The sequence below is a fragment of the Streptomyces sp. NPDC021749 genome (assembly GCF_040640655.1).
In the GTDB taxonomy this organism is placed as follows: Bacteria; Actinomycetota; Actinomycetes; order Streptomycetales; family Streptomycetaceae; genus Streptomyces.
The window spans coordinates 1-24,483 of record NZ_JBFACE010000021.1 but is presented as its reverse complement, the minus strand read 5'-3'; the positions used below and the strand labels follow the sequence as shown (position 1 = coordinate 24,483).

General features: G+C 70.9%; 21 protein-coding genes and 1 pseudogene. 16 read left to right on the top strand and 6 right to left on the bottom strand.

Annotated elements, in window-relative coordinates:
* The first annotated feature begins 58 nt into the window (after positions 1-58).
* From AB0G35_RS21335 to AB0G35_RS21305, 7 genes are all read left to right on the top strand, one after another.
* Positions 59-1,360, top strand: a complete 1,302-nt coding sequence (locus AB0G35_RS21335) for a sensor histidine kinase (protein ID WP_360951523.1) — start codon at positions 59-61, stop codon at positions 1,358-1,360.
* On the top strand, positions 1,357-2,043 hold the full coding sequence (locus AB0G35_RS21330; RefSeq protein ID WP_360951520.1) for a response regulator transcription factor: 687 nt from the start codon (positions 1,357-1,359) through the stop codon (positions 2,041-2,043). Before AB0G35_RS21335 ends, AB0G35_RS21330 begins: the two co-directional genes overlap by 4 nt.
* Positions 2,044-2,244: 201 nt before the next feature.
* A complete protein-coding gene (locus tag AB0G35_RS21325) occupies positions 2,245-5,418 on the top strand; it encodes an efflux RND transporter permease subunit (protein WP_360951517.1) in 3,174 nt (1,057 codons plus the stop codon).
* Positions 5,419-5,614: 196 nt separating this feature from the next.
* Positions 5,615-5,884, top strand: coding sequence for a hypothetical protein (locus AB0G35_RS21320; protein WP_360951759.1), 270 nt, complete (start codon positions 5,615-5,617; stop codon positions 5,882-5,884).
* Positions 5,877-6,494, top strand: a complete 618-nt coding sequence (locus tag AB0G35_RS21315) for a DUF6879 family protein (RefSeq protein ID WP_360951514.1) — start codon at positions 5,877-5,879, stop codon at positions 6,492-6,494. Before AB0G35_RS21320 ends, AB0G35_RS21315 begins: the two co-directional genes overlap by 8 nt.
* Positions 6,495-6,903: 409 nt before the next feature.
* The gene (locus AB0G35_RS21310; RefSeq protein WP_360951511.1) at positions 6,904-8,487 is read left to right on the top strand and encodes a tetratricopeptide repeat protein; all 1,584 of its coding nucleotides are present in this window, start codon (positions 6,904-6,906) and stop codon (positions 8,485-8,487) included.
* Positions 8,487-8,876, top strand: coding sequence for a hypothetical protein (locus tag AB0G35_RS21305; RefSeq protein WP_360951508.1), 390 nt, complete (start codon positions 8,487-8,489; stop codon positions 8,874-8,876). Before AB0G35_RS21310 ends, AB0G35_RS21305 begins: the two co-directional genes overlap by 1 nt.
* Here the strand turns inward: AB0G35_RS21305 and AB0G35_RS21300 are convergent.
* Positions 8,873-9,736: a formyltransferase family protein gene (locus AB0G35_RS21300; protein ID WP_360951505.1), complete on the bottom strand. Its 864-nt coding sequence runs from the start codon at positions 9,734-9,736 to the stop codon at positions 8,873-8,875. The genes AB0G35_RS21305 and AB0G35_RS21300 overlap by 4 nt on opposite strands.
* Before the next feature lie 256 nt (positions 9,737-9,992).
* On the opposite strand from AB0G35_RS21300, the gene AB0G35_RS21295 reads away from it, so the two are divergent.
* The 3 genes from AB0G35_RS21295 to AB0G35_RS21285 are packed head-to-tail and all read left to right on the top strand — an operon-like array spanning position 9,993 to position 13,944.
* A complete protein-coding gene (locus AB0G35_RS21295) occupies positions 9,993-10,733 on the top strand; it encodes a hypothetical protein (protein WP_360951502.1) in 741 nt (246 codons plus the stop codon).
* Positions 10,730-12,775: a GMC family oxidoreductase gene (locus AB0G35_RS21290; protein WP_360951499.1), complete on the top strand. Its 2,046-nt coding sequence runs from the start codon at positions 10,730-10,732 to the stop codon at positions 12,773-12,775. Before AB0G35_RS21295 ends, AB0G35_RS21290 begins: the two co-directional genes overlap by 4 nt.
* Entirely contained in the window at positions 12,772-13,944 is a 1,173-nt protein-coding gene (locus AB0G35_RS21285) for a ferritin-like protein (RefSeq protein WP_360951496.1), read from the top strand. Before AB0G35_RS21290 ends, AB0G35_RS21285 begins: the two co-directional genes overlap by 4 nt.
* Here the strand turns inward: AB0G35_RS21285 and AB0G35_RS21280 are convergent.
* Both AB0G35_RS21280 and AB0G35_RS21275 read right to left on the bottom strand, forming a co-directional pair.
* Positions 13,941-14,156 (bottom strand): DUF397 domain-containing protein, encoded by a 216-nt coding sequence (locus tag AB0G35_RS21280; RefSeq protein ID WP_360951493.1) that lies wholly within the window; start codon positions 14,154-14,156, stop codon positions 13,941-13,943. The two genes, AB0G35_RS21285 and AB0G35_RS21280, sit on opposite strands and share 4 nt — an antisense overlap.
* Positions 14,135-14,980: pseudogene (locus AB0G35_RS21275) on the bottom strand (helix-turn-helix transcriptional regulator). Before AB0G35_RS21275 ends, AB0G35_RS21280 begins: the two are co-directional and overlap by 22 nt.
* A gap of 125 nt (positions 14,981-15,105) precedes the next feature.
* Between AB0G35_RS21275 and AB0G35_RS21270 the strand changes: the two are divergent.
* Together AB0G35_RS21270 and AB0G35_RS21265 are read left to right on the top strand one after the other, a co-directional pair.
* Positions 15,106-15,357 carry a hypothetical protein gene (locus tag AB0G35_RS21270; protein ID WP_360951490.1) on the top strand — a complete coding sequence of 84 codons (252 nt, stop codon included), beginning with the start codon at positions 15,106-15,108 and terminating at the stop codon, positions 15,355-15,357.
* A gap of 72 nt (positions 15,358-15,429) precedes the next feature.
* Positions 15,430-15,918 carry a hypothetical protein gene (locus tag AB0G35_RS21265; RefSeq protein WP_360951487.1) on the top strand — a complete coding sequence of 163 codons (489 nt, stop codon included), beginning with the start codon at positions 15,430-15,432 and terminating at the stop codon, positions 15,916-15,918.
* Between the two features lie 42 nt (positions 15,919-15,960).
* Here AB0G35_RS21265 and nadA read toward each other — a convergent pair whose 3' ends face one another.
* Positions 15,961-17,160, bottom strand: coding sequence for a quinolinate synthase NadA (nadA, locus tag AB0G35_RS21260; protein ID WP_201801949.1), 1,200 nt, complete (start codon positions 17,158-17,160; stop codon positions 15,961-15,963).
* Between the two features lie 288 nt (positions 17,161-17,448).
* Between nadA and erpA the strand changes: the two genes are divergently transcribed.
* The gene (erpA, locus tag AB0G35_RS21255) at positions 17,449-17,805 is read left to right on the top strand and encodes an iron-sulfur cluster insertion protein ErpA (protein WP_360951483.1); all 357 of its coding nucleotides are present in this window, start codon (positions 17,449-17,451) and stop codon (positions 17,803-17,805) included.
* 109 nt (positions 17,806-17,914) lie between these two features.
* Here the strand turns inward: erpA and AB0G35_RS21250 are convergent, their stop codons facing one another.
* Positions 17,915-19,426 carry a hypothetical protein gene (locus AB0G35_RS21250; RefSeq protein WP_360951480.1) on the bottom strand — a complete coding sequence of 504 codons (1,512 nt, stop codon included), beginning with the start codon at positions 19,424-19,426 and terminating at the stop codon, positions 17,915-17,917.
* A gap of 257 nt (positions 19,427-19,683) precedes the next feature.
* Between AB0G35_RS21250 and AB0G35_RS21245 the strand changes: the two genes are divergently transcribed.
* Positions 19,684-20,661 carry a carbohydrate kinase family protein gene (locus tag AB0G35_RS21245; protein ID WP_360951477.1) on the top strand — a complete coding sequence of 326 codons (978 nt, stop codon included), beginning with the start codon at positions 19,684-19,686 and terminating at the stop codon, positions 20,659-20,661.
* A gap of 48 nt (positions 20,662-20,709) precedes the next feature.
* Here AB0G35_RS21245 and AB0G35_RS21240 read toward each other — a convergent pair whose 3' ends face one another.
* Positions 20,710-22,164, bottom strand: coding sequence for an aminotransferase class V-fold PLP-dependent enzyme (locus tag AB0G35_RS21240; RefSeq protein WP_360951474.1), 1,455 nt, complete (start codon positions 22,162-22,164; stop codon positions 20,710-20,712).
* 329 nt (positions 22,165-22,493) lie between these two features.
* Here AB0G35_RS21240 and coxB point away from each other — a divergent pair, with 329 nt between their 5' ends.
* Both coxB and AB0G35_RS21230 read left to right on the top strand, forming a co-directional pair.
* The gene (gene coxB, locus AB0G35_RS21235; RefSeq protein WP_360951471.1) at positions 22,494-23,456 is read left to right on the top strand and encodes a cytochrome c oxidase subunit II; all 963 of its coding nucleotides are present in this window, start codon (positions 22,494-22,496) and stop codon (positions 23,454-23,456) included.
* Positions 23,453-24,483, top strand: a 1,031-nt coding sequence (locus AB0G35_RS21230; protein WP_360951468.1) for a cbb3-type cytochrome c oxidase subunit I, incomplete at its 3' end; no start/stop codon positions are given. The genes coxB and AB0G35_RS21230, both read left to right, overlap by 4 nt.

Below are 24,483 nucleotides of genomic sequence, written 5' to 3'. Positions count from 1 at the left end.
GCACCGGCACCCGGCGCCCCGGTTCCTCCGCGGAACCGGGGCGCTACCGTTTGCTGTTGTGAGCCTTCTCGACCCCCGCCCGGACACGGCCCGCGCCGGCCGCTTCGCCTGGTACCGGACGCATCCGTTCGCGTTCGACGCGGCCCTGGCGGTGGCCGTCTTCGTCTGCATCCTGTTCGGCGCGGTGGCCGACCCGCACCGCGTCCATGGACCGCGCATCGTCCCGCACGAGCTGACCGCCACCACCGTGGTGCTGGCCGCGCTCGCCTGCGCCCCGCTGGTGCTGCGCCGCCGGCTGCCCCGTTCGGTCCTGGCGGCCACCGGCTCACTCACCCTCGTCGAACTGATCGCCGGCGCGAGCACCCCGCGCGCCCCGGTCGCGGTCGCCGCGGTGATCGCCCTCTACACCGTCGCCTCGCGCACCGACCGCCCCACGACCTGGCGGATCGGCGCCCTCACCGTCGTCGTCCTGACCGCCTCCGCGATGCTCTGCGGCCCCCGGCCCTGGTACGCCCAGGAGAACCTCGGGATCTTCGCCTGGACCGGTATGGCCGCCGCCGCGGGCGACGCGGTCCGCAGCCGCCGCGCCTTCATCGACGCCATCCGGGAACGGGCCGAACGGGCCGAACGCACCCGCGAGGAGGAGGCCCGCCGCCGGGTCGCCGAGGAGCGGCTGCGCATCGCCCGGGAGCTGCACGACGTCGTCGCCCACCACATCGCCCTGGTCAACGTCCAGGCCGGGGTCGCCTCGCACGTCATGGACAACCGCCCCGACCAGGCCAAGCAGGCCCTCGCGCACGTCCGCGAGGCGTCCCGTTCGGCGCTGGAGGAACTCCGCGCCACGGTCGGCCTGTTGCGGCAGTCCGACGACCCGAAGGCACCGACCGAGCCCGCGCCCGGCCTCGGCGTGCTCGACCAGCTCGTCGACGGGTTCGTGCGCGCCGGGCTCCCGGTGGAGCTGGAGGTGCCCGAGGCGCCCGGGCCGCTGCCCGCCTCCGTCGACCTCACCGCCTACCGCGTGGTCCAGGAGGCGCTGACCAACGTGCACAAGCACGCCGGGGAGGGCGCCCGCGCCACCATCCGGATCGCGTACCACGCCACCGCGCTGACCGTGACCGTCCTCGACGACGGCGCGGGCAGGCCCGGAGCGCCGCGTCAGCGGGCCGCCGACCGGCCCGCCCCCTCGCCCGGCGGCACCGACGGGCCGGAGGAGAACGGCGGCGGCCACGGCCTGATCGGGATGCGCGAGCGGGTCCACGCGCTGGGCGGCACGATCGTGACCGGCCCGCGCGCGGCCGGCGGCTTCCAGGTGCGGGCCACCCTTCCACTGCAGACCGTCCGTACGGGGGAGACGACATGACGATCAAGGTGCTGCTCGCCGACGACCAGGCGCTGCTGCGCAGCGCGTTCAAGGTGCTGGTGGATTCCGAGCCGGACATGCGGGTGGTGGGGGAGGCCTCCGACGGCGCCCAGGCGTACGAACTGACCAAGGCCGAGCGGCCGGACGTCGTGCTGATGGACATCCGGATGCCCGGTGTGGACGGGCTGGCCGCCACCCGCATGATCAGCGAGGACCCGGACCTCACCGACGTACGGGTGGTCATCCTGACCACCTTCGAGGTCGACGACTACGTGGTCCAGTCGCTGCGCAACGGCGCCAGCGGCTTCCTCGGCAAGGGCGCCGAACCGGACGAGATGCTGGGCGCGATCCGGATCGCGGCGGGCGGTGAGGCGCTGCTGTCGCCCGCGGCGACCAAGGGCCTGATCGCCAAGTTCCTGGCCCAGGGCAGCGGCCCGGGCGACGGCGGGCCCGGCGGCGCGGACGCGGAACGGCTGGCGACGCTGACCGGCCGGGAGCGCGAGGTGCTCGTCCTGGTGGCCGGCGGACTGTCCAACGACGAGATCGGCGAGCAGCTCGCGGTCAGCCCGCTCACGGTCAAGACGCACGTCAACCGGGCGATGGCCAAGCTCGGGGCGCGCGACCGCGCCCAGCTGGTCGTCATCGCCTACGAATCGGGCCTCGTACGCCCACGGGTGCAGTAGGGGTGGAGCGGCCCGTACTCCGAACGCGGTACGGGCCCGGGACGGAAACCGACCTGCGAGCGAGGAAAACCGGCCTGGTCATGGCCGAAGGTGTAAGTGGGCCCGCGCAGGGCCCCCGCCGTCGGGCCTGACGAGGGCGCCTTGCCGCCCCCGGCCCCGCCGACCGTCCCGCCTTCAGAACAGAAGAGAGAGACCCCACCCATGTCCTGGCTGTCCCGGCTCAGCCTCGTACAACGGGGCCTGATAGCGCTGATGTCGATCGTCGCGATCGCCTTCGGCGCCATCGCGATACCCCAGCTCAAGCAGCAGCTCCTGCCCTCCATCGAACTCCCGATGGTCTCCGTGCTCGCGCCGTACCAGGGCGCCTCGCCCGATGTCGTCGAGAAGCAGGTGATCGAGCCGCTGGAGGACGGTGTCCAGGCGGTCGACGGCATCAAGAGCGTCACCTCGACGTCCAGCGAGGGCTCGGGCGTCATCATGGCCCAGTTCGACTACGGCAACGACTCCAAGCGGCTGGTCGCCGACGTCCAGCAGGCCGTCAACCGGGCCCGGGCCAAGCTGCCCAAGGACGTCGACCCGCAGGTGGTGGCCGGCTCGACGGACGACATCCCGACCGTCGTCCTCGCCGTGGCGTCCTCGAAGAAGGACCAGCAAACCCTCGCCGACCAGCTCGACCGCAGCGTCGTCCCGGACCTGAAGAACATCGACGGGGTCAGCCAGGTCACCGTCAGCGGCGTCCAGGACCGGATCGTCGCCGTCACCCCCGACGACAAGAAGCTCGCCGCCGCCGGGCTGACCACGCAGGCGCTCGGCCAGGCACTGGAGGCCGGCGGCACGTCCGTGCCGGCCGGTTCGTTCGCCGAGGACGGGAAGAGCAAGACCGTCCAGGTCGGCGCTGGTTTCACCTCCGTCGCGCAGATCAAGGACCTGACCGTCCCGCCGGCCGCGGGCGCCGGTGGGGCCGCGGGCGGCCCGTCCGCGGGCAAGGCGGTCCGGCTCGGCGACGTCGCCACCGTCAAGGAGGAGCCGGCCGCGCCGACCTCCCTCACCCGCACCAACGGCAAGCCCAGCCTCGCCGTCATGGTGACGATGGACCAGGACGGCAGCGCGGTCGCGATCTCCGACGCGGTCAAGGACGAGCTCCCGAAGATCCATCAGAAGCTCGGCGAGGGCACCTCCGTCACGGTCGTCTCCGACCAGGGCCCGGCGGTCTCCAAGTCCATCGAGTCGCTGACCACCGAGGGCATGCTCGGCCTCGCCATGGCCGTCATCGTCATCCTGGTCTTCCTGCTCAGCCTGCGCTCGACGCTGGTCACCGCGGTGTCCATCCCGCTCTCGGTCGTCATCACCCTGATCGTGCTGTGGACCGGTGACCTGTCCCTGAACATGCTCACCCTCGGCGCGCTCACCATCGCGATCGGCCGGGTCGTCGACGACTCCATCGTCGTCCTGGAGAACATCAAGCGGCACCTGGGCTACGGAGAGGAGCGCCGCGAGGCCATCCTCTCCGCGGTCAAGGAGGTCTCCGGCGCGATCACCTCCTCGACCCTCACCACCGTCGCGGTGTTCCTCCCGATCGGTGTGGTCGGCGGCATGGTCGGCGCGCTGTTCGGCTCGTTCTCGCTGACCGTCACCGTCGCCCTGCTCTCCTCGCTGATCGTCTCCCTCACGGTCGTCCCGGTCCTGTCGTACTGGTTCCTGCGCGCCCCGGTCATCCCCGAGGGCACCAGCCCGGACGACCTGCGCCGCCAGGCCGAGGAGAAGGAGACCCGCAGCGCCCTGCAGCGCCTCTACGTCCCGGTCCTGCGCTTCGCCACCCGCCGCCGGGTCACCAGCCTGGTCATCGCGGTCGTCGTCCTCCTCGGCACGTTCGCCATGGGCCCGCTGCTGAAGACCAACTTCTTCGACCAGGGCGACCAGGACACCCTGACCGTCAAGCAGGAGCTCAAGCCCGGCACCAGCCTGGGCGCGTCCGACGCCCAGGCGAAGAAGGTCGAGAAGCTGCTCGCGGCCGACGACGACATCGCCGACTACCAGGTGACCGTCGGCTCCTCCGGCTTCATGGCGGCCTTCGGCGGCGGCACCGGCGCCAACCAGGCGTCCTACCAGCTCAAGCTGACGAACTCGGCGGACTCCGGCAAGGTCACCGACCATCTGCGCGCGGAGCTCGACAAGCTCGGCCCGGCCATCGGCGACACCACCATCACCGCGGGCGGCGGCTTCGGCAGCCAGGACCTCAGCGTGGTCGTCAAGGCCGGCGACGCCGACGTGCTGAAGCGGGCCAGCGAGCAGGTCCGCACGGCCGTCGCCGGACTCGACCACGTCACCGACGTCCAGAGCGACCTCGCGCAGAGCGTGCCGCGGATCTCCGTCACGCCCAACGCCAAGGCCGCCGCGGCCGGTTACAACCAGACCACCCTCGGCGGCGCCGTCACCCAGGCGGTCCGCGGCACCACCACCGGCCAGGCCGTCCTGGACAACACCGAGCGGGACATCGTCATCAAGACGGCCCACCCGGCCACCACCGTGGCGCAGTTGAAGAAGCTGGCGATCCCGACCCCGGCCGGCCCGGCGCCGCTCGGCACCCTCGCCACCGTCAAGACCGTGCCCGGACCGGTCCAGATGACCCGGATCGACGGGGCCCGCTCGGCGACCATCACCGCCAAGCCGACCGGTGACAACACCGGCGCGGTCAGCGCCGAGCTGCAGAGCAAGATCAACGGCCTGAAGCTGCCGGACGGCGCGACCGCCACCATCGGCGGTGTCTCCCAGGACCAGTCCGACGCGTTCTCCTCGCTCGGCCTGGCCATGCTGGCCGCCATCGCCATCGTCTTCATGCTGCTGGTCGGCACCTTCCGGTCGCTGATCCAGCCGCTGATCCTGCTGGTGTCCATCCCGTTCGCGGCCACCGGCGCGATCGGCCTGCTCCTCGCCACCGGCACCCCGCTGGGCGTCCCGGCGATGATCGGCATGCTGATGCTGATCGGCATCGTGGTCACCAACGCCATCGTGCTGATCGACCTGATCAACCAGTACCGGGCCCAGGGCTACGGCGTCGTCGAGGCGGTCGTCGAGGGCGGCCGGCACCGGCTCCGCCCGATCCTGATGACCGCGCTGGCCACCATCATGGCGCTGCTGCCGATGGCCGCGTCCATCACCGGCGACGGCGGCTTCATCTCCCAGCCGCTGGCCGTGGTCGTGATCGGCGGTCTGATCAGCTCCACCCTGCTCACCCTCCTCCTCGTCCCGACGCTCTACGCGATGATCGAACTCCGCAAGGAGCGCCGCGCGAAGAAGAAGGCCGCCAAGCGCGCCAAGAAGGCCGGCGCGCACGACGAGGCGAACGAGCCCACCCCGGAGCCCGCGGGCGTGTAACCGCCCCCGGCCTCCCGAACGAGCCCCTGCAGCCGCCCCCCGGCCGCGGGGGCTCCGTACGTCCGCCGCCCTCCCCGTATGGCGCAATCGCGCGCTACGGCTGGTAGCGCACCGTGTCCAATTCAATTCCCTGAGTGCTATCCTCGGCCGCCTCAGGTTCCTGAGACTCCGTCAAGTGGCAACATCGGGAGGCAAGATGGGGAAAAGGTGGGTGGCCGAACCCTCGGCGTCCTTAATGCGGCGGCTCGGCAAGTCGTCGCATGAACTCGGGCAGACGTCCGGAAATTCCAGCTGCCCCGACATCTGGGAGTTGGACAACGGCGACGTCGCTGTCATCGGGACCGATCTGACCACTTCGTATGAGGGACGGCTGCCCGACGGTGTGAGTGTCGACCCCGGTGAGCGGTTGGTCATCATTCCCAGGGCGACCATCGTCGCCGCCAAGGTGGACATCCCGGATGAGTAGTCTGCTCGGAGGAGCGATCGGCGAGCGCATGCCGCTCGACGCCTACTACGCCGACTTCGAGCAACACTTCTGGCAGAGCGCTGACCTGGGCTTTTGGAAGCTGGAGCGGCAGCAGACCTTCCAGGAGCCCGGCTATGACAGCTGGGAGGCGTTCGCGCGCGGCGACTGGAACGAGTCCCTGCGCCTGCTGGAAGCGGGCCGGGCCGAGATGGACGGCTACCACCGCAAGGTGGAGCGGCACGGTTTCGTCGCCCGCCGGGTGAGAGTGGTCGAAGAGCCCCTGAGCGACTATTTGCAGTGGGAACTTCACGCTTTGCGTATCCGCAGTCAGTGCGGTGGCCCGACGCGTATCGTCAGAGCTGACCAGGTCTCGCAATTCGAGTCGGACGCTCCGCTTCCGGAGATCTACACCCTCGGATCACACGTGATGTATCAGGCGGTCTACGACGACCAGGGAATTCTGGAGTCCGCCCGCAAATTCGTCGACACCGAGCTCATTGCGCACTGCCAAAAGTTCATCCAGGGCCTCTACGAGGTGGGCGAACCCTTGGAGGACTGGTTCGGCGACCACGTGGCCCCACTGCCGCCCCCGTGCCGCACGTCGGTATGAGTGACGCTGCCGCGCACTCCAACAGGTTCGAGGGTTCGGCCTCGGCGCACGGCGTCGTCCAGGCGCGGGACGTCCATGGCGGGGTCCACCTCCATCAGCACGTCCCCGACGCCCCGGTCATAGTGCCCCACCAACTCCTGGGCGCCACACGGCACTTCGTCAACCGCTCGCGCGAGCTGAGCCGCCTGGGCCGGCTCGTCGCGGACGGTCGCAGCACCCCCGCCGTGCTGCCGCTGGCGGTCATCACCGGAACTGCCGGGGTGGGCAAGACCTCCCTCGCACCGCACTGGGCGCACACCATCCGGTCGCACTACCCGGGCGGCGAGCTGTACGCCAATCTGCGTGGCTACGCCGTCGACTCGCCGGTGTCGCCCGAGAGGTACTGGGACGCTTCCTCGAAGACCTCGGTGTGCCCGCCGCGCTGGTGCCGGTGGAACGGGAGCGCCGGGAGTCGATGTTCCGCTCGTTGCTCGCGGACCGCCGCATGCTGGTCGTCCTCGACAACGCCGTGGACAGCGGGCAGGTGCGCCCGCTGCTCCCCGGGAGCGCAGCCTGCCTGACCGTGGTGACCAGCAGAGACGACCTGTCCGGGCTGGTCGCGCAGCAGGGTGCGTTACGCGTGCGACTGGAGACCTTCCCGGCGGCGGACGCGATCACGCTGCTGCGCACCGCCACTGCCGACTACCGAGGCCGGGACCGGCGCGCCGACCTGGCCGAACTCGCCGGCTTGTGCGCACGGCTGCCGCTGGCTCTGAGGATCGCCGCCGAACGGGCTGCCAGCTGGCCGTCGATGCCCTTGAGCGAGCTGATCGACGACCTGCGCGACGAGTCGGCACTTTGGAATGTCCTGACAGCCGAAGAGAAGGGCGGCCCCGACGCGATGCGCAGCGTTTTCGAGTGGTCCTACCGGGCCCTGCCCGCGCCCGCCGCTCGCCTCTTCCGCATCCTCGGCCTCCACCCCGGAAACGAGTTCGGCCTTCCCGCCGTCGCCGGGATGGCGGGCGTCGAGCCGTCCGAAGCACGGGCGCGGCTGGACACCTTGGTGAGCGCCCATTTGCTGGAGCGACGCCCGTCGGGACGCTACGAATTCCATGACCTCCTGCGGGCCTACGCGGCCGACCAGGCCCGGAAGGTGGACAGCGCGTCCGAGCGGAGGACCATCCTCGAACGCTGCCTCACGTGGTACCTCCATGCCGCCGACGCGGCGCAGAGCGTCATCGCACCGTTCGACCGCTATCACCTCGACGACCGCTTCCCGGCACCCGACGCACCGCTCCGCTTCGACCGGTACGAGCCGGCCTTCCAGTGGTACCGGACGGAGAGCAGCAATCTCGCCACGGCGGTCCGGGTCGCCGCCGCATCAGGCTTTCCGGGCCTGGCATGGCGCCTCGCCGTGGTGCTCCGTGCCGTGTACATGCACCACAACGCCTTCGACGACTGGGAGGTGACGGCCCGGATCGCCGTGGACGCCGCGGTGCGTGCGGGAGAGCCCGCCGGACAGGCCGAAGCGCTGGAAAGTCTGGGCAAGTCGGCCTTCCAAGCGCTACGGCTCGACGAGGCCCGGGACTGCCACCGGTCCGCGCTGGCCATCCGTCGGGAACTCGGTGATCGGCGGGGCGCGGCGGTCTCCGTCAACGCGCTGGGGCTGCTCGGTCTCCGCCTTCGCCGGCTGTACGAGGCCCGTGCGTATTTCGAAGACAGCTGGGCGATCTTCCGTGAGCTGAACGATCGCCGCTGGTCGGCCCTGCTCCAAGCCAATCTCGCCGAGTCCCTGTGCGAACTCGGCCGGTATGACGAGGCGGTGCGGACCCTCGAACCCGCGCTGGCGGACTTCCGTGCCTCGGCGACCGGGGCGGTGCGGGCAACGCGCTGTTCCTGCTGTGCTGGGCCCGGCGCGGTGCGGACGACCTGGAGGCGGCCGGGCAGGCCATCGAGGCCGCACTGGCGATCGCCGGCGCCGAGGACAACCAGGTGTGGCGAGGGCACTGGCTGATGGAGTCGGCAAGGCTCGAACTGGCGCGCCGTCGCCCGGAGGTCTCGCTACGCCTGTGCCGGGAGTCCGCAGCCATCCAGCGCAGGCTCGGCGACAGGGCCCGGGAGGCCCTCGCACAGGACGGCGCGGGCGGGGCGTGCCAGGCGCTGGGACGACATGAGGAGGTGGTGGAGCTGCACCGGCGGGCCGTTGCCCTGCACCGCGGCCTCGATGCTCGTTGGCAGCTCGCATGTGCTTTGCACCACCTGGCTGACGCGCTCGACGCGCTCGGCGAGCGCGAGCAGGCACGCGCCGCCGGGGAAGAGGCCCGGGAACTGCTCAGCGCATTCGACGATCCGCAGGCAGCCGCACGGTCGCGCCGCCTGGCTCAGCTGCTGAAGCGCGGCTAGTCGTTCCCGTCTTCCCGGCCGTGGGGTTCCATCAGCTCCGAGGCGGTGATCCACAGTGAACCGTCGCCGCAATCGAGGCGCCAGCCGTCGGCAGGCGTGAGACTGGTGCGCAGGATCCTTCGGCGGCTGCCGTCGACGACGGCCACCGGGGCCGCCTGAGGCCCCATGAAGCGACATGTCCGCACCTGATGATGGATCTCGCTCGCCGGCTTCGTGGTGTCGAGCCGGAAGAACTCGGGCTCCATCAGACCGGCATAGCTGACGCCGGCCGTGGTCTGGGGCTCACCGGCCTCCGGGTCCCGCACCCGGTGCAACGCACGACGGAGCACCGCACGCAACGCCGGGGCGAGACCGCTCCACAGCCGGCCGGGGGTGACATCGTCCGGCAGCGGGACACCGGCTTGCTGCGCCAGGATGGGGCCGGCGTCGAACTCCTCGTTCATGCGGTGGACGGTCACGCCCAGCTCGGCATCGCCGTTGCGGATGGCCCATAACACCGGCGCCGGCCCCCGGTACTTGGGCAGCAGCGAACAGTGGACGTTGATCACTCCGTAGCGCGGGACGCTCAGCACGGAGGGAGGCAGCCGCCACGAGAATCCGTAGCAGACGACGAGGTCGAGGTGGTATCCGCGCAGGGCGGCCCCCAGGCCCTCGGAGCTTCCCGGCAGCAGCAGGTCGATCCCCTCGGGCAGCGCGGCGGTGATCCGGCCCGCGGCACGAGCCGCATCGTCGTCCGTGGCCGTCCTGGGCCGCAGGGAGCGGGAGTAGGCGTAGACGAGGGGGGTGTGTCCCGCTTCGACGCAGGTCTCGTGCAGCGTGGCGAACTCCTCCGGGCCGAAGGAGAGTAAGCCGATGCGCATGCCGTCCTCCATGCCGTTGAGCTTAGTGGGACGAGGGTGGCGAAGAGGCGCAATCACCAGCAATCGGTGCGAGTTGCCGGGCCGCCTCCCTGCCCGCCAGTGCGCCCCGCGCCGCACGCCGGTGGCTCCTCCGGGCTCAACTGACCTTCCGTCATACGCCTTTCAGTGGTTTATGCCGTCATGTCCGCATGTGCGGCTGGGTGTTGAGAAGCATGGCCCCGGCATGTGCCGCATATGCCGCTCCGGGAGGAGAACGATGACCGTCCCCGCATCACCGGCCGGCAACGGGCCGCACGAACTCCCCGACGACGCGCCGCACGATCCGCCCGAAGAGCCCCCGGGCCGTCGACCCGCCCAACTCTCCGACGAACTCACCGACTTCGTCACCCACTGCGTCCCGCTCACCGGCTTCGCCGCGTTCGATCTGTACGCCACCGGCGCGGCCCGGCTCTACCTCGACACCGCCCGCCGCCAGGTCGGCACGGACCGCTTCACCGCGTTCTGGGCCGCCTGGAAACGCGCCCTCGCGGAAGGCCACGGCCCGGAGGCGCTCAGCCCCACCCACCGCGAGGTGGCCCGGGCCCTGATCTACCTCTGGTACACCGGCGCCTGGCCCCGCCTCGCCCCGGCCGCGCACGCCGACCTCCGCCGGGAGAGCGCCAACACCGAGTTCGTCCCGGCCCCCAGCGCCTACGTGGAGGGCCTGGTCTGGCGCACCTTCCACGGCCACCCCGCGGGCGCCAAACCACCGGGCTTCGGCACCTGGGCGGTCCGGCCGCCCGACCCGCCCGGCGTCGCGGAGCTCCGGGACCGCCTCGGCCTCGCGGACGTCCCCTGCCGCACCGGCCTGACCGACGAGGTCCCCCCGGAGAGCATCCCCGCCCACCTGCTCCCCGGCCGGCGCCTCAGTCGCGACGTCCCGCCGTCCGCCGTCCCCACCGCGGCCGCCCCCACCACCCCGGAGGCCCCCGCCACCCCCGAGGAGAGCACGCCATGACCGAGACCGTCCCCGCGGAGGGCGCCGCCCGCCGCCGCTACGACGCGATCATCGTCGGCGCCGGCTGGGCCGGCTCCGCCGTCGCCAAGCGCCTGGGCGCCCAGGGCTGGCGGATCCTCGTCCTGGAGGCCGGCAACGGCGGCACCGAGACCTGGCCCGGCTACCTGGACTCGCTGTCCACCTTCTACTCGGCCGTGGCCAAGGTCCCCAACTCCGCCTACCGCCCCAACAGGGCCGCCCCCTCCCCGGACGTCCTCGACCTCGCCCCGGTGCGCAATCCGCAGGCCGACGAGCCCGAGTTCACCGCCCGCGGATACTTCGTCCAGAACGGCCAACTCCCTTACGGCACCGACTACTTGCGCGAACTGGGCGGCGCCGGCATGCACTGGCTCGGCGCCGTCCCCCGGATGCTCCCCGACGACTTCGCCACCCGCAGCACCTACTCCTACGGCCTGGACTGGCCGCTCACCGCCGAGGACCTCCAGCCCTGGTACGCCGAGGCCGAGGGGGAACTGGGCGTCGCCGGCCACGCCCGGGAGCAGAAGGAACTAGGGGTGGTCACCGACTCCGGCTACGAGTACCCGATGCACCACATCCCGCAGAGTTATATCGACCAGTACTGCGACCATCGGCTCGGGGACGCGGTCATCGACGACACGGTGGCTCGCCTCCCGTACACCCTGCGGATGTTCGGCCTGCCCCAGGCCCGCAACTCCACGCCCAACCCCGCCCACCGGGCCCCGTACCGCATCGAGGGCGCCGTCGGACTGCCCAACTACGGCGAGCGCTGCGTGGGCAACGCCAGCTGCGTCCCGATCTGCCCCGTCCAGGCCAAGTCCCATCCGCTGCGCCTCCAGGCCGCCTGGCCGCCGTCCGTCACCCTCGCCACCCGGTGCGTGGTCACCCGCGTCCGGGCCACCTCGGCCGGCACCGTGACCGGCGTGGAGTACCGCACCTACACCGACCCCGCCTCCCCGGTCAGCCGGTCCTACCTGGCCGAGGCGGATGTGGTGGTGCTCGCCGCGCACGCCGTCGAGAACGCCCGGCTGCTGCTGTTCTCCGGTCTCGCCAACACCAGCGGGCAGGTCGGCCGCAACCTCATGGACCACCCCACGATCCTCAACTGGGCGCTCGCCCCCGAGGCCGGCGGGCCGGTCGGACCGTTCCGCGGCCCCGGCCACACCTCCGGCTGGGAGGTCTTCCGCGGCGGCCCCGGGCGCCGCGCCCGCGCCCCGTTCCGCATCGAGATCGGCAACTGGGGCTGGGGCTGGGCCACCGGCGCCCCCATGAGCAACGTCGCCACCGCGCTGGGCATCGGCGGCGACAAGGACGGCGACGTCCGGCCGGACGGCGTCTTCGGCCCCGAACTGCGCCGCCTGCTCGGCAGCTCCATCGGCCGCCAGCTCCAACTCCAGATCGCCGTCGAGCAGTCCGCCGACCCCGGCAATCGCGTCACCATCGACCCCGCCCGCCACCGCGACGCGATGGGCAACCCCCGGCCGATCCTCACCTACGACCTCGACGAGCACGTCCGCACCGGCCTGTTCGCCGCCCGCCTCGTCGCCCGGAAGATCTTCGCGCGGCTCGGCGCCACCGACTACACCGACCACGCCCCGCACGACGGCGTCCCGCCGCTCGGCCACTTCGTCCACACCGTCGACGGGCAGACCCTGGACCTCGCCTACAGCGGCGCCGGCCACGGAGCCGGCACCCACGTCATGGGCAGCGACCCCACGACGTCCGTGGTCAACGCCGACCAGCGCACCCACGACCACCCCAACCTCTACGCCATCGGCTGCGGCAGCATGCCGTCGCTCGGCACCAGCAACCCCACGCTCACGATGCTGGCGCTGGCCCTGCGCAGCGCCGCCCGGATCCACCGCGACCTCGCGGCCGCCCACCGCCCGGTGACCGTCCGGACCGCGGGCGAGTGGGGAAAACCGGGATCGACGAACCCGGGATCGGCGAACCCGGGATCGGCGAACCCGGAGTCGGCGAACCCGGGGTCGGAGACCTCGGAGAAGGGGAAGGTGACCGCGTGATCACCGCACTCGCCCTGGACGCCCAGGGGTTCGGCATCCCCCAGGACCTCCCCGCCCTGCGCCGCTACCTCCAGGCGGCCCTGGAGGTGGAACACCTCACCGTCCCCGTCTACATGACCGGCATGTACTCGATCTTCGCCGGCACCAACCGCCCCGCCCACTTCACCCTCCGCAGCGTCCTGCTGGAGGAAATGCTCCACATGACGCTCGCCGCGAACCTCCTCAACGCGGTCGGCGGCACCCCGGACGTCGGCCACTCCCGGTTCGTCGCGAAGTACCCCGCCAAACTGCCGTTCAGCAGCGACCAACTGCCCCTCATCGGCCTCCAGCACTTCTCACCCGCAGCGCTGCAGACCTTCCTCACCATCGAAACCCCCCGCAAGCTGGCCCCCAAACCCAAGCCCGGCGACGGCTGGACGTCCATCGGCCAGTTCTACGACTGCATCCGCCAGGGCCTGGAGAAGCTGGTGGAGGAACAGGGCGAGGCGGCGGTCTTCACCGGCGCCCCCGCCCGCCAGGTCGGCCCGGAGGACTTCTACAACTCCGGTGGCGAGGTCTTCGCCGTCCACGACCTGAAATCCGCACAGTTGGCGATCCGGGTGATCAGCGACCAGGGCGAGGGCACCGACGGCACGATCTGGGACAGCGACGACCTGATCTTCGGCGAACAGCGGCAGCCGGCCCACTACTTCCGCTTCAACGAGATCTACACGGGCCGCAGTTACGGCCCCCACGACACCCCCGCCGACCCGCCCAGCGGCCCCCTGATCGACGTGACCTGGGGTGACGCGTACCCCATCCACGGCGACTCCAAGATCGCCGACTACCGGAAGTACGCCGCGACCAGCGCCGTCCACGAGCAGGCGGTCGCGTTCAACACCCGCTACGCGGCGCTGCTGCGCTACCTCCACACGGCGTTCAACGGCACCCCGCGCGCGATGGCCCTCGCGATCCCCACCATGCTGGAACTCCGCGACCGCTCCGAGCAGCTCTACCGCAACCCGCACCCCGACCCGAAACTGGCCGCGCGCGGCCTGTACGCCAGCCCCACCTTCGAGTTGGAGCCGTCGCAATTCGACACCGTCAGCCCGACGGTGGAGGAAAACCTACGGCTGGCCGGCCTGCGGCCCGGCCAGCCCATCGACCTCGCGCCCGTCCCGTCCCACTAACCGCCCAGGGACGGCCCGTCCTTGACCATCCCGACGAACACGGCCCAAGCGGCCTCGCCGACGCATATGGCGGGGCCGCCGGGGTTCTTGCTGTCCCGGACGGGGATGATGCCGGGGATGTTGTCGGCGATCTCGACGCAGCTCCCGCCGTTGGTGTTGCTGTAGCTGCTCTTACGCCAGCGAGCTGCGCTCAACTCGGGGGTGTGTCGCATGCTTTGTGGTCCTCCATTGCCTCTCGGATCAGCTCCGCCGACTCCGCCAGCGAGAGGGCGTTCGCGCGCAGCACCTCGTACTTGCGCCGCCACTTCTTCACGGCTTCCGGGGCCTCGTGGAGATGCGCGGTCTCGATGCCCTCTTCGTAGGCCACGGCGGAGCCGTCCGGAAGCGTCAGCAGATTGAGTGCGCCGCCCATCAGCGGGTGCGGGCCCGCGTTGAACGGCATCACCTGCACCTTACTGTCCGGAGTATCCACCTGTTCGAGTAGCCGAGCCAGCTGTTTACGGGTGCACTCGCTGCTTCCCACCCGCCGCCGGAGCACGGCCTCGTCGATGATGGCCCACCGGTGGGGAGCCGAGTCGGAGCCCCAGCCGATCCTGGCGGGAGATCCGGGCGTTGACACGCTCTTCGAGCTGCTCCGCGGACAGGTCCGTCTGGCAGCCCAGGCACGCCCGGGCGTATTCCCTGGTCTGCAGCAGGCCGGGGACCACTTGCGGCTCGTAGACCTCGATGACCTCCGCGCGGGACTCGAAGTCCATGAACCGCCGGTACTGGTCCGGATGCGCCTCCCTCTTGGCCAGTTGGTACAGGCCGTGGAAGTACTGCTCGGTGCCGAAGGCCGCATCGAGCGCATTCGCAGCTCCGGTGCGGGCATCAGCTCCGCCGTCTCCACCCGCGCCAGCGCGCTCTTGCTGAAGTTGACGATGTCCGCCAGCTGCACCAGCGACAGTCTCGCCAGCTCGCGGTGGCGACGCTGCTCCGACCCGAAGTAGTGCCGGGCGGACAGGTACGGAGTCAGTTCCTTCGGCATGAATTTCACGGGGTGCCTTCCGATCGTCCCAGCTCAACAGCGGGATGTCAGGCCCCTGTTGAGACCAGGTCCCACACGGCAACGATGGCAATGCACACCGTAATCAGCCGACCAGCTCAGCGAAAGTAGGTCATATGTTCGATGGTTCGCCGTGGCGGCTGTTGCCGTGGACGGGGCCGGACGGTCGGCCCCGCTACCTGCGCACGGACGGCCCGGAGACCCGGATGCCGATGCTGGCCGACGACATCGAGGAGCAGATGCTCGCCGCGGCCGAGTTGCTGCTCGACGAGCCCACCGCGGAATCGCGGGTGCTGCGGCTGGCGCTGCGGGACGTCATCCGGATCGCCGTAAGCCGGGGCGACCGGCTCGCGGAATGCGGGGGGTGATGGGAATGTAGCCGTGAGTGCTGGTATGAAAAGACGACAAAGCGACGTCAGAACGCGAAAGGCAGGTTGCCCGTGCTCTCCGCACCGACCGGCAAGGCCGCCGTCCTGCCCGCCGCCGGGCTCGCCTGTGCGCTCGCCTTCGCGCTGGGGCCCGCGGTCGCCCCGCCCGCCGTCGCCGTGCCCGTCACCACGCCCGCCGCCGCGGCCCGCCCGGCGGCCGGGCCGCTCGCCGGCGTACGGGTGGCGATCACCGGCGGGCTCTTCACCGCCAGTCTCGGCATCATCTGGACGACCGGGCGCACCGTCTACGGCCACCCCTGCGCGGCGGCCGGCGACGCCCCCACGCCGTTCACCGCGCTGGTCGACGCCGAGGACGAGTACCACTTCGGCCTGGTGGCGCACTGGGACGCCACCGCGAAGGACTTCGTCGTCGACAACATCCACGGGGACGCCGCCAACGGGAAGAAGTGGACCGCGTACGTGAACGACACCAAGATCACGACCGGTCCCTGCGCCACCGCGATCAAGGACACCGACAAGGTCAAGTGGTCCCTGGAGTAGCCGAGGGGGGCCGGGCGCACGCCCGGCCCCGGCCCGCCGCCGCTACGGAAGCGCCAGCATCCGCTCCAGCGCCAGCTTCGCGAAGCTCTCGGTCTCCTTGTCGACCTGGATGCGGTTGACGACCTTGCCGGCCGCCAGCGACTCCAGGGCCCACACCAGGTGGGGGAGGTCGATGCGGTTCATCGTCGAGCAGAAGCAGACCGTCTTGTCGAGGAAGACGATCTCCTTGTCCTCGGAGGCGAAACGGTTCGCCAGGCGGCGGACCAGGTTCAGCTCCGTACCGATGGCCCACTTCGAACCGCGCGGGGCGGCCTCCAGCGCCTTGATGATGTACTCCGTCGAGCCGACGTAGTCCGCCGCCGCCACGACCTCGTGCTTGCACTCGGGGTGGACCAGCACGTTCACGCCGGGGATGCGCTCGCGCACGTCGTTGACCGAGTCGAGCGAGAACCGGCCGTGCACCGAGCAGTGGCCGCGCCACAGGATCATCTTCGCGTCCCGCAGCTGCTCGACGGTCAGGCCGCCGTTCGGCTTGTGCGGGTTGTAGACCACGCAGTCGTCCAGGGACATGCCCATGTCCCGGACCGCGGTGTTCCGGCCCAGGTGCTGGTCGGGCAGGAAGAGCACCTTTGTTGAACCGGGCTCTCCCTGCTCGAAGGCCCAGTCCAGCGCCCGCTTGGCGTTGGAGGAGGTGCAGATCGTGCCGCCGTGCTTGCCGGTGAACGCCTTGATGTCCGCGGAGGAGTTCATGTACGAGACCGGCACGACCTGCTCGGCGATGCCGGCCTCGGTGAGCACGTCCCAGCACTCGGCGACCTGCTCGGCGGTCGCCATGTCGGCCATCGAGCAGCCCGCGGCCAGGTCGGGGAGGATGACCTGCTGGTCGTCACCGGTGAGGATGTCGGCCGACTCGGCCATGAAGTGCACACCGCAGAAGACGATGTACTCGGCGTCCGGCCGGGCGGCGGCGTCCCGCGCGAGCTTGAAGGAGTCGCCGGTCACATCGGCGAACTCGATGACCTCGTCGCGCTGGTAGTGGTGCCCCAGGACGAAGACCTTGTCCCCGAGCTTCGCCTTGGCCGCACGGGCGCGCTCGACGAGGTCGGGGTCCGACGGGGCCGGCAGATCACCGGGGCACTCCACGCCGCGCTCGCTCTTCGGGTCGGCCTCGCGGCCGAGCAGGAGCAGCGCGAGCGGGGTCGGCTGGACGTCCAGGGGCTGGGCGGTGGTCACGACACGCACCCTCTCTTCTCTGCAGACAACTCTGAGGCACGCGCCTTTCTGCGGGTGCATGCCTTTTCGTCTATTTGACGCTATCTATCATAGCTGCTTCACGTCACTTTGACGATGGCCATAGTGTCGATGTGACGCATCAGCACCCCGCCGTGTGCCGTCGGCCACCGGTTCCCGGCGGCCGGTGTGCGAGCATGAGAAGAGATAACGCCCAGCCGGAATGAATTCCGGGGCGTCGCCGGTTGCAGCTTGTGGCATCCGATGACAAGCGGTCCGTACAACCCGGGAGAGATGTAGATGAGCGTGCAGGACGAGAAGACCACCGTCAGCGACGGCATCATCCTGTCCGACGCGGCCGCGTCGAAGGTCAAGAGCCTGCTGGAGCAGGAGGGCCGGGACGACCTCGCGCTGCGGGTGGCCGTTCAGCCCGGTGGCTGCTCCGGTCTGCGCTACCAGCTCTTCTTCGACGAGCGTTCGCTCGACGGCGACGTCGTGAAGGAGTTCGACGGCGTCAAGGTCGTCACGGACCGGATGAGCGCCCCGTACCTCGGCGGTGCCTCCATCGACTTCGTCGACACCATCGAGAAGCAGGGCTTCACGATCGACAACCCGAACGCCACGGGCTCCTGCGCCTGCGGCGACTCCTTCAGCTAAAGGAGTCCGCTCCCGCCGGGGAGCGCCGGGCAGCAACGCGCGAAGGCGGCGTCCCCTCCAGGGGGCGCCGCCTTCGCGCTGCCGGGCGCAGACCCGCCCGGCCCGGCCGTCACCGCTTCGGCACGGACTCACCGGTCGACACGTCGATCACCTTCCGGCCGTCCAGCGGCTTCTTCAGCTCCACGGTCTTGGTGAACTCCCGGGCGATCTTCACGCAGATCTGCCCCGGCTTCTTGTCCCGGCCGACGACCTTGGTCTTCACGGCGGTGGCCGACTCCTCGACGCTCACCGAGTAGACGCTGCACACGCCGCCCCAGAAGTGCACGGTCAGCTTCCGGCCGCCGTCCCCGACGTCGTACGACTCCAGCGCCATCACGCCCGGCTTCCCGGACGGCGGCTTCGAGGTGGGCTCCTTGTGGGCCACGTACTTCGGGTCCACCGCGGGGTGCGTCACCGTCGTCGTGGTCGCGTCCGGACCGTTGCCGGTGCCCGGCTGGCGCACCTTGAACAGCCACGACGGCACCAGCGCCTGACCGCCGTCCACGTACTGCACCGCGAGCCCGAAGACCGCACCGGTCACCTCGGCCGGCTGCTGGCCCTTGGTGGGCGCCGGCTCGCAGGGCGCGATCTGGTCGTCCTTGCCGTCCGGGCCGCCCTTGCGGCCGGGCGTCGAGGGGCAGGGGGCGGGCTTGCGGCCGTCGCCCGAGTTCAGCCGCTCAAGCGTCTTGTCCGCACTCAGCACCGGGTACACCGCACCCTTGACCGGCTTCGCCAACTGGCCGCTGCCGCCGACCACTTGACCGTCCGAGCCGACCTGCAGATCGCTCTGCCAGCCGTACGTCGGCAGACCGCCGAGCACCGGGTTCGCGGTGACGATCCGCACCGCGCCGGACAGCCCGCTCGCATCGACCGCGGCGTCCTCCTGGCCGAGCGCCTTCAGCACCGGCCGCACCGCCTGCTTCGCCTTCTCCGGCGACACCGCGCCCTCGCCGCTGCCGTCGTCCTGGGTCGCGATGTCCCCGCCACCGCGGTACGAGGGGCAGCCCGGCCGGCTCGACGGCCCGCCGCCACCCGGCCGCTCCTGGCCGGTCTTGCCCTTGGGGGAGGAGGGCAGCGCGCAGTTGGTGCCGCCCGGCGTGCCGTACTGGGAGAACGTCCAGGCGCCCGAGCCGGTCTTGGTCACCTGGAGGATCGGTCCCCGGGCGTCCGGGGTGACCTCGCCGACCTTCCAGGTGGTGCCCTCCGACCGGACCTTTCCGGCCACATCGAGCGCCTTCGCCAGCCGTTCCACCGACTCCCGGCTGATCTCGCCCTTCGGGCGGTACACCGGGGCGGACCCCGGCCCGCCCGGCAGCTTCGCCACGGCCCGGTACTTCGCCCCCTGCGGGTTGGGCTCCCCGGCCGCTATGGACCCGCCCGAATAGCCGTCGAGCGCCAGCGGCGGAGGACTGCCGTGCCCGGAGCCCGGACCGGAGCCGTCGCCGCCGGACGCGGACGAGGCCCAGTACGCCGCGCCGCCCCCGGCCAGCAGCACCGCGGCGGCCATCGAGGCGACCACGAGCCGGGTGCGCCGCGTGCGCTCCTTGGGGTGGGTGGTGTCAGGGGTGTCCTCGGCGTTCACCGCATCGCTCCTTCAGCTCCGCTGAACTTCTGACCTGCCTGTCCGCCTGGAGTGGGGGACGCCGGTGGGACGGACCCGGGCCGGATCCGGTTCCCCGACGCCCGCGGCCGGCGGCCCGGCCGGGCGGATCTACTATGGGAGGGTTTGCGCGGCCACCGGCTGCCAGCTCTTCCGGATCACCGGCCGGCGCACCCTCCGACCGGTACCGTTTCCCCCGTCCGCCGCCCCTCACGCCGTCCCACAGGAGCAGACCCGTCGTGCGTATCGCAGTCACCGGCTCCATCGCCACCGACCACCTGATGACCTTCCCCGGCCGCTTCGCCGACCAGCTCGTGGCCGACCAGCTGCATACGGTCTCCCTCTCCTTCCTGGTCGACCAGCTCGACGTCCGCCGGGGCGGCGTCGCCCCCAACATCTGCTTCGGCATGGGCCAGCTCGGCATCCGGCCGATCCTGGTCGGCGCCGCGGGCACGGACTTCGAGGAGTACCGCGCCTGGCTCGACCGGCACAACGTGGACACCCGCTCGGTCCGCATCTCCGAGGTCCTGCACACCGCCCGCTTCGTGTGCACCACCGACGCCGACCACAACCAGATCGGCTCCTTCTACACCGGTGCGATGAGCGAGGCCCGGCTGATCGAGCTGCAGCACGTGGCCGAACGGGTCGGCGGACTGGACCTGGTCCTGATCGGCGCGGACGACCCGGAGGCGATGATCCGGCACACCGAGGAGTGCCGCAGCCGAGGTATCCCCTTCGCCGCGGACTTCTCCCAGCAGATCGCCCGGATGGACGGCGAGGGCATCCGCACCCTGATGGAGGGCGCGGCCTACCTCTTCTCCAACGAGTACGAGAAGGGCCTGATCGAGTCCAAGACCGGCTGGACCTCCGACGAGATCCTGGCCAAGGTCGGCACCCGGGTCACCACCCTCGGCTCCAACGGCGTCCGCATCGAGCGGGTCGGCGAGCCCGCCATCGAGGTCGGCGTCCCCGAGGAGAAGACCAAGGCCGACCCCACCGGCGTCGGCGACGCCTTCCGCGCCGGCTTCCTGTCCGGCCTGGCCTGGGGCGTCAGCCTGGAGCGCGCCGCCCAGATCGGCTGCATGCTCGCCACCCTGGTCATCGAGACCGTCGGCACCCAGGAGTACGAGCTGCACCGCAGCCACTTCATGGACCGCTTCACCAAGGCGTACGGCCACGAGGCCGCGGCCGAGGTCCAGGAGCACCTGGCCGCCTGACCCGGCCGAAACCCGGGCCGGGCCGCTGTGCCCGGCCCGTTCCGCACGTCAGACGCGGCGCCGCACCACGTACGCGACGCCGCGCTCGGCTGCCCGCTCTCCCCCGTACTCCTGGTCGCGCATGCCGCACCAGGCCGGGATGTCCTGCCGGGCGGCCTCGTCGTCGGAGAGCACCGTCACCGTCCCGCCGACCGGCACCTGCCCGATCGCCTTCGCCAGTTCGATGACCGGGATGGGGCAGCGCCGCCCGAGCGCATCGACGACGACACCTTCCGGCTCCTCCGCGGCCGCGGCGGGCTCCTCCGGCTCGTCCGGCTGCCCCGCGACGGCCGGTGCAGGCTCCGGCGCTCCGGCCGCCGGCTCCGCAGCCGCCACCCCCAGCCGCTCCCGCACCGACCGGACGACCCCCGGCAGCACCTCCAGGAACCGCTCCACGTCCTGCTCGGCCGTGCCGTACGGCAGCGAGATGCGGACGTTGCCCTCGGACAGCACCCCCATCGCGCGCAGCACATGGCTGGGCGTCAGGGTGCTGGACGTACAGGACGATCCGGACGAGACGGAAAATCCGGCCCGGTCGAGCTCGTGCAGCAGGGTCTCCCCGTCGACGTAGAGACAGGAGAAGGTGACGAGGTGGGGGAGGCGGTGCACCGGATCGCCGACCACTTCCACGTCCGGGATCAGCTCCGGCACCCGGGTGCGGATCCGGTCCACCAGTGCCCGCAGCCGGGCCGCCTCGGTGTCGGTCCCCGGCCCGGACCGCAGCGCGCGCAGGGCCGCCGCGGCCGCGACCACCGCCGGGATGTTCTCGAAACCGGCGCTCCGGCCGGACTCCCGCTCGTCCCGCGGCCCCTGGGGCGCGAACCGGGTCCCCTTGCGGACCGCGAGCAGCCCGACGCCGGGCGGACCGCCCCACTTGTGGGCGCTGGCCGTCAGCAGCGACCAGGCGCCGGACACCGGCCCCCAGGCCAGCGACTGCGCGGCGTCCACCAGCAGCGGCACCCCGGCCTCCTGGCACAGCTCGGCCACCTCCTCGACCGGCTGCTCGGTGCCCACCTCGTGGTTGGCGGACTGGAGGGCGACCAGCGCGGTGTCCGGGGTGAGCGCGGCCGCGACGTCCCCGGCGGCCACCCGGCCGGTACGGTCCACGGCCAGCTCCGCGAGGGTGCCGCCGGCCGCGGCATGGGCCTCGGCGGCGTGCAGGACCGAGGAGTGCTCGACCGCGGAGTGCAGCAGCCGGCGGCCGGCCCGGCGCCGGCCGGCCAGCGCACCGGCCACTCCGGCGTGCACCGCCTGGGTACCCGAAGGGGTGAAAACCAGTTCGTCCGGGCGGCAGCCGACGGCCTCGGCCGCGGCCTCCCGCGCGGCGTCCAGCAGCAGCCGGCCGCGCCGGCCCTCGCGGTAGAGCCGGGCCGGGTCGGCCCAGCCCTCGTCGAGCGAGGCGAGCAGCGCCTCACGGGCGACGGGATGGAGGGGAGCGGCGGACGCGGCGTCGAAGTAGGGCACGTACCCGACGTTAGTCCCCCGGGCGGCGGCAGGCGGTGCCTCCGCCGGAGTGGTCCGTTCCACCCGCCCGGACCCCGGGGCCGGGCAGGCCGTCAGATGCCAGGTGGGAGCGGGTAATCGGGTGTCCGGAAGGCGGTCCAGGAGGGGCCCGGCCACCCCTTAGGGGTGCCGCGCGGCGCGTTGGGCACCCTCCCCGCGCGACCCCAAATAGCGTCCAGTAGGGTTTGGTCCGCATAAACATCCAAACCCCTGCCCGACGCAGGGCGGCGACCGACCAGCGAGTAAGGCCGCAGCCGACCGCTCGGGCGAGACTCTCGGGAAGGCGCTACGTGAGTCCCAACGGCTCCGACCGCTCGTCGCGGCGCCCGATGCGGCGGAAGCTGCCGCAGGTGCTTGCTGCGGGCCTGGTCCTGGCGACCGCGACAGGTTGCACATACAAGGACTTCCCCCGCCTCGGCATGCCAACGCCCGTCACCGACGAGGCGCCGCGGATCCTCTCTCTTTGGCAGGGCTCCTGGGCCGCCGCCCTCGCAACGGGCGTGCTGGTGTGGGGCCTGATCATCTGGAGCGTGATCTTCCACCGCCGCAGCAGGACCAAGGTGGAGGTCCCCGCGCAGACCCGGTACAACATGCCGATCGAGGCGTTGTACACGATCGTCCCCTTCATCATCATCGCGGTGCTGTTCTACTTCACCGCGCGTGATGAGAGCGCGCTCCTGAAGACCTCCAAGAAGCCGGACCACGTGATCAACGTGGTGGGCTTCCAGTGGAGCTGGGCGTTCAACTACATGGAGGACGTCGACGGCAACAAGTCGACCACCAACATCAACTCCAGCGCGCTCTCCGCGATCCCGGACAAGTGGAAGAAGACCGCGCCGGCCGGTGCCGACGGTGTCTACGACACGGGTACCCCGGGCGAGCGGAACCCGCAGACCGGCAACCCCGGCCCGACCCTGTGGCTGCCGAAGGGCGAGACGGTTCAGTTCGTGCTGACCTCCCGCGACGTCATCCACTCCTTCTGGGTGGTGCCGTTCCTGATGAAGCAGGACGTCATCCCGGGCCACACCAACGTCTTCGAGGTGACCCCCAACAAGGAGGGCACCTTCATGGGCAAGTGCGCCGAACTCTGCGGTGTCGACCACTCCCGGATGCTCTTCAACGTCAAGGTCGTGTCCCCTGAGCGGTACCGGGCGCACCTGAAGGACCTGGCGAAGAAGGGCCAGACCGGATACCTGCCGTCGGGCATCAAGCAGACGGATCACGCCAGGAATGCGGAGACGAAGAACCAGTGAGCATCCTCAACGAACCTCAGGGTGCCGCCGCCGATACGGCTCCGGCTGCACCGCCCGTACGCAAGAAGCAACCCGGTATCGCTGCCGTGAAGTGGCTGACGACCACTGACCACAAGACCATCGGCACGATGTACCTGGTCACGTCGTTCGCGTTCTTCTGCGTCGGCGGCCTGATGGCGCTGCTCATGCGCGCCGAGCTGGCCCGCCCCGGCACGCAGATCATGTCGAACGAGCAGTTCAACCAGGCGTTCACGATGCACGGCACGATCATGCTGCTGATGTTCGCGACGCCGCTGTTCGCCGGTTTCGCGAACTGGATCATGCCGCTGCAGATCGGCGCGCCCGACGTGGCGTTCCCGCGGCTGAACATGTTCGCCTACTGGCTGTACCTCTTCGGCTCGCTGATCGCGGTGGCCGGCTTCCTCACCCCGCAGGGTGCCGCCGACTTCGGCTGGTTCGCCTACTCCCCGCTGTCGGACGCGGTCCGCTCGCCGGGCGTCGGCGCCGACATGTGGATCATGGGTCTGGCCTTCTCCGGCTTCGGCACGATCCTCGGTTCGGTCAACTTCATCACGACGATCATCTGCATGCGTGCGCCTGGCATGACGATGTTCCGGATGCCGATCTTCACCTGGAACGTGCTGCTGACCGGTGTGCTGGTCCTGCTGGCCTTCCCGGTCCTGGCCGCCGCGCTGTTCGCCCTGGAGGCGGACCGCAAATTCGGTGCCCATGTATTCGATGCCGCAAATGGCGGCGCATTGCTCTGGCAGCACCTCTTCTGGTTCTTCGGGCATCCAGAGGTGTACATCATCGCGCTGCCGTTCTTCGGCATCATTTCCGAGGTCATTCCGGTGTTCTCCCGGAAGCCGATGTTCGGTTACTTCGGTCTGATCGCGGCGACGATTTCGATCGCCGGCCTTTCGGTCACGGTGTGGGCGCACCACATGTACGTCACGGGCGGCGTACTGCTGCCGTTCTTCTCCTTCATGACGTTCCTCATCGCCGTTCCGACCGGTGTGAAGTTCTT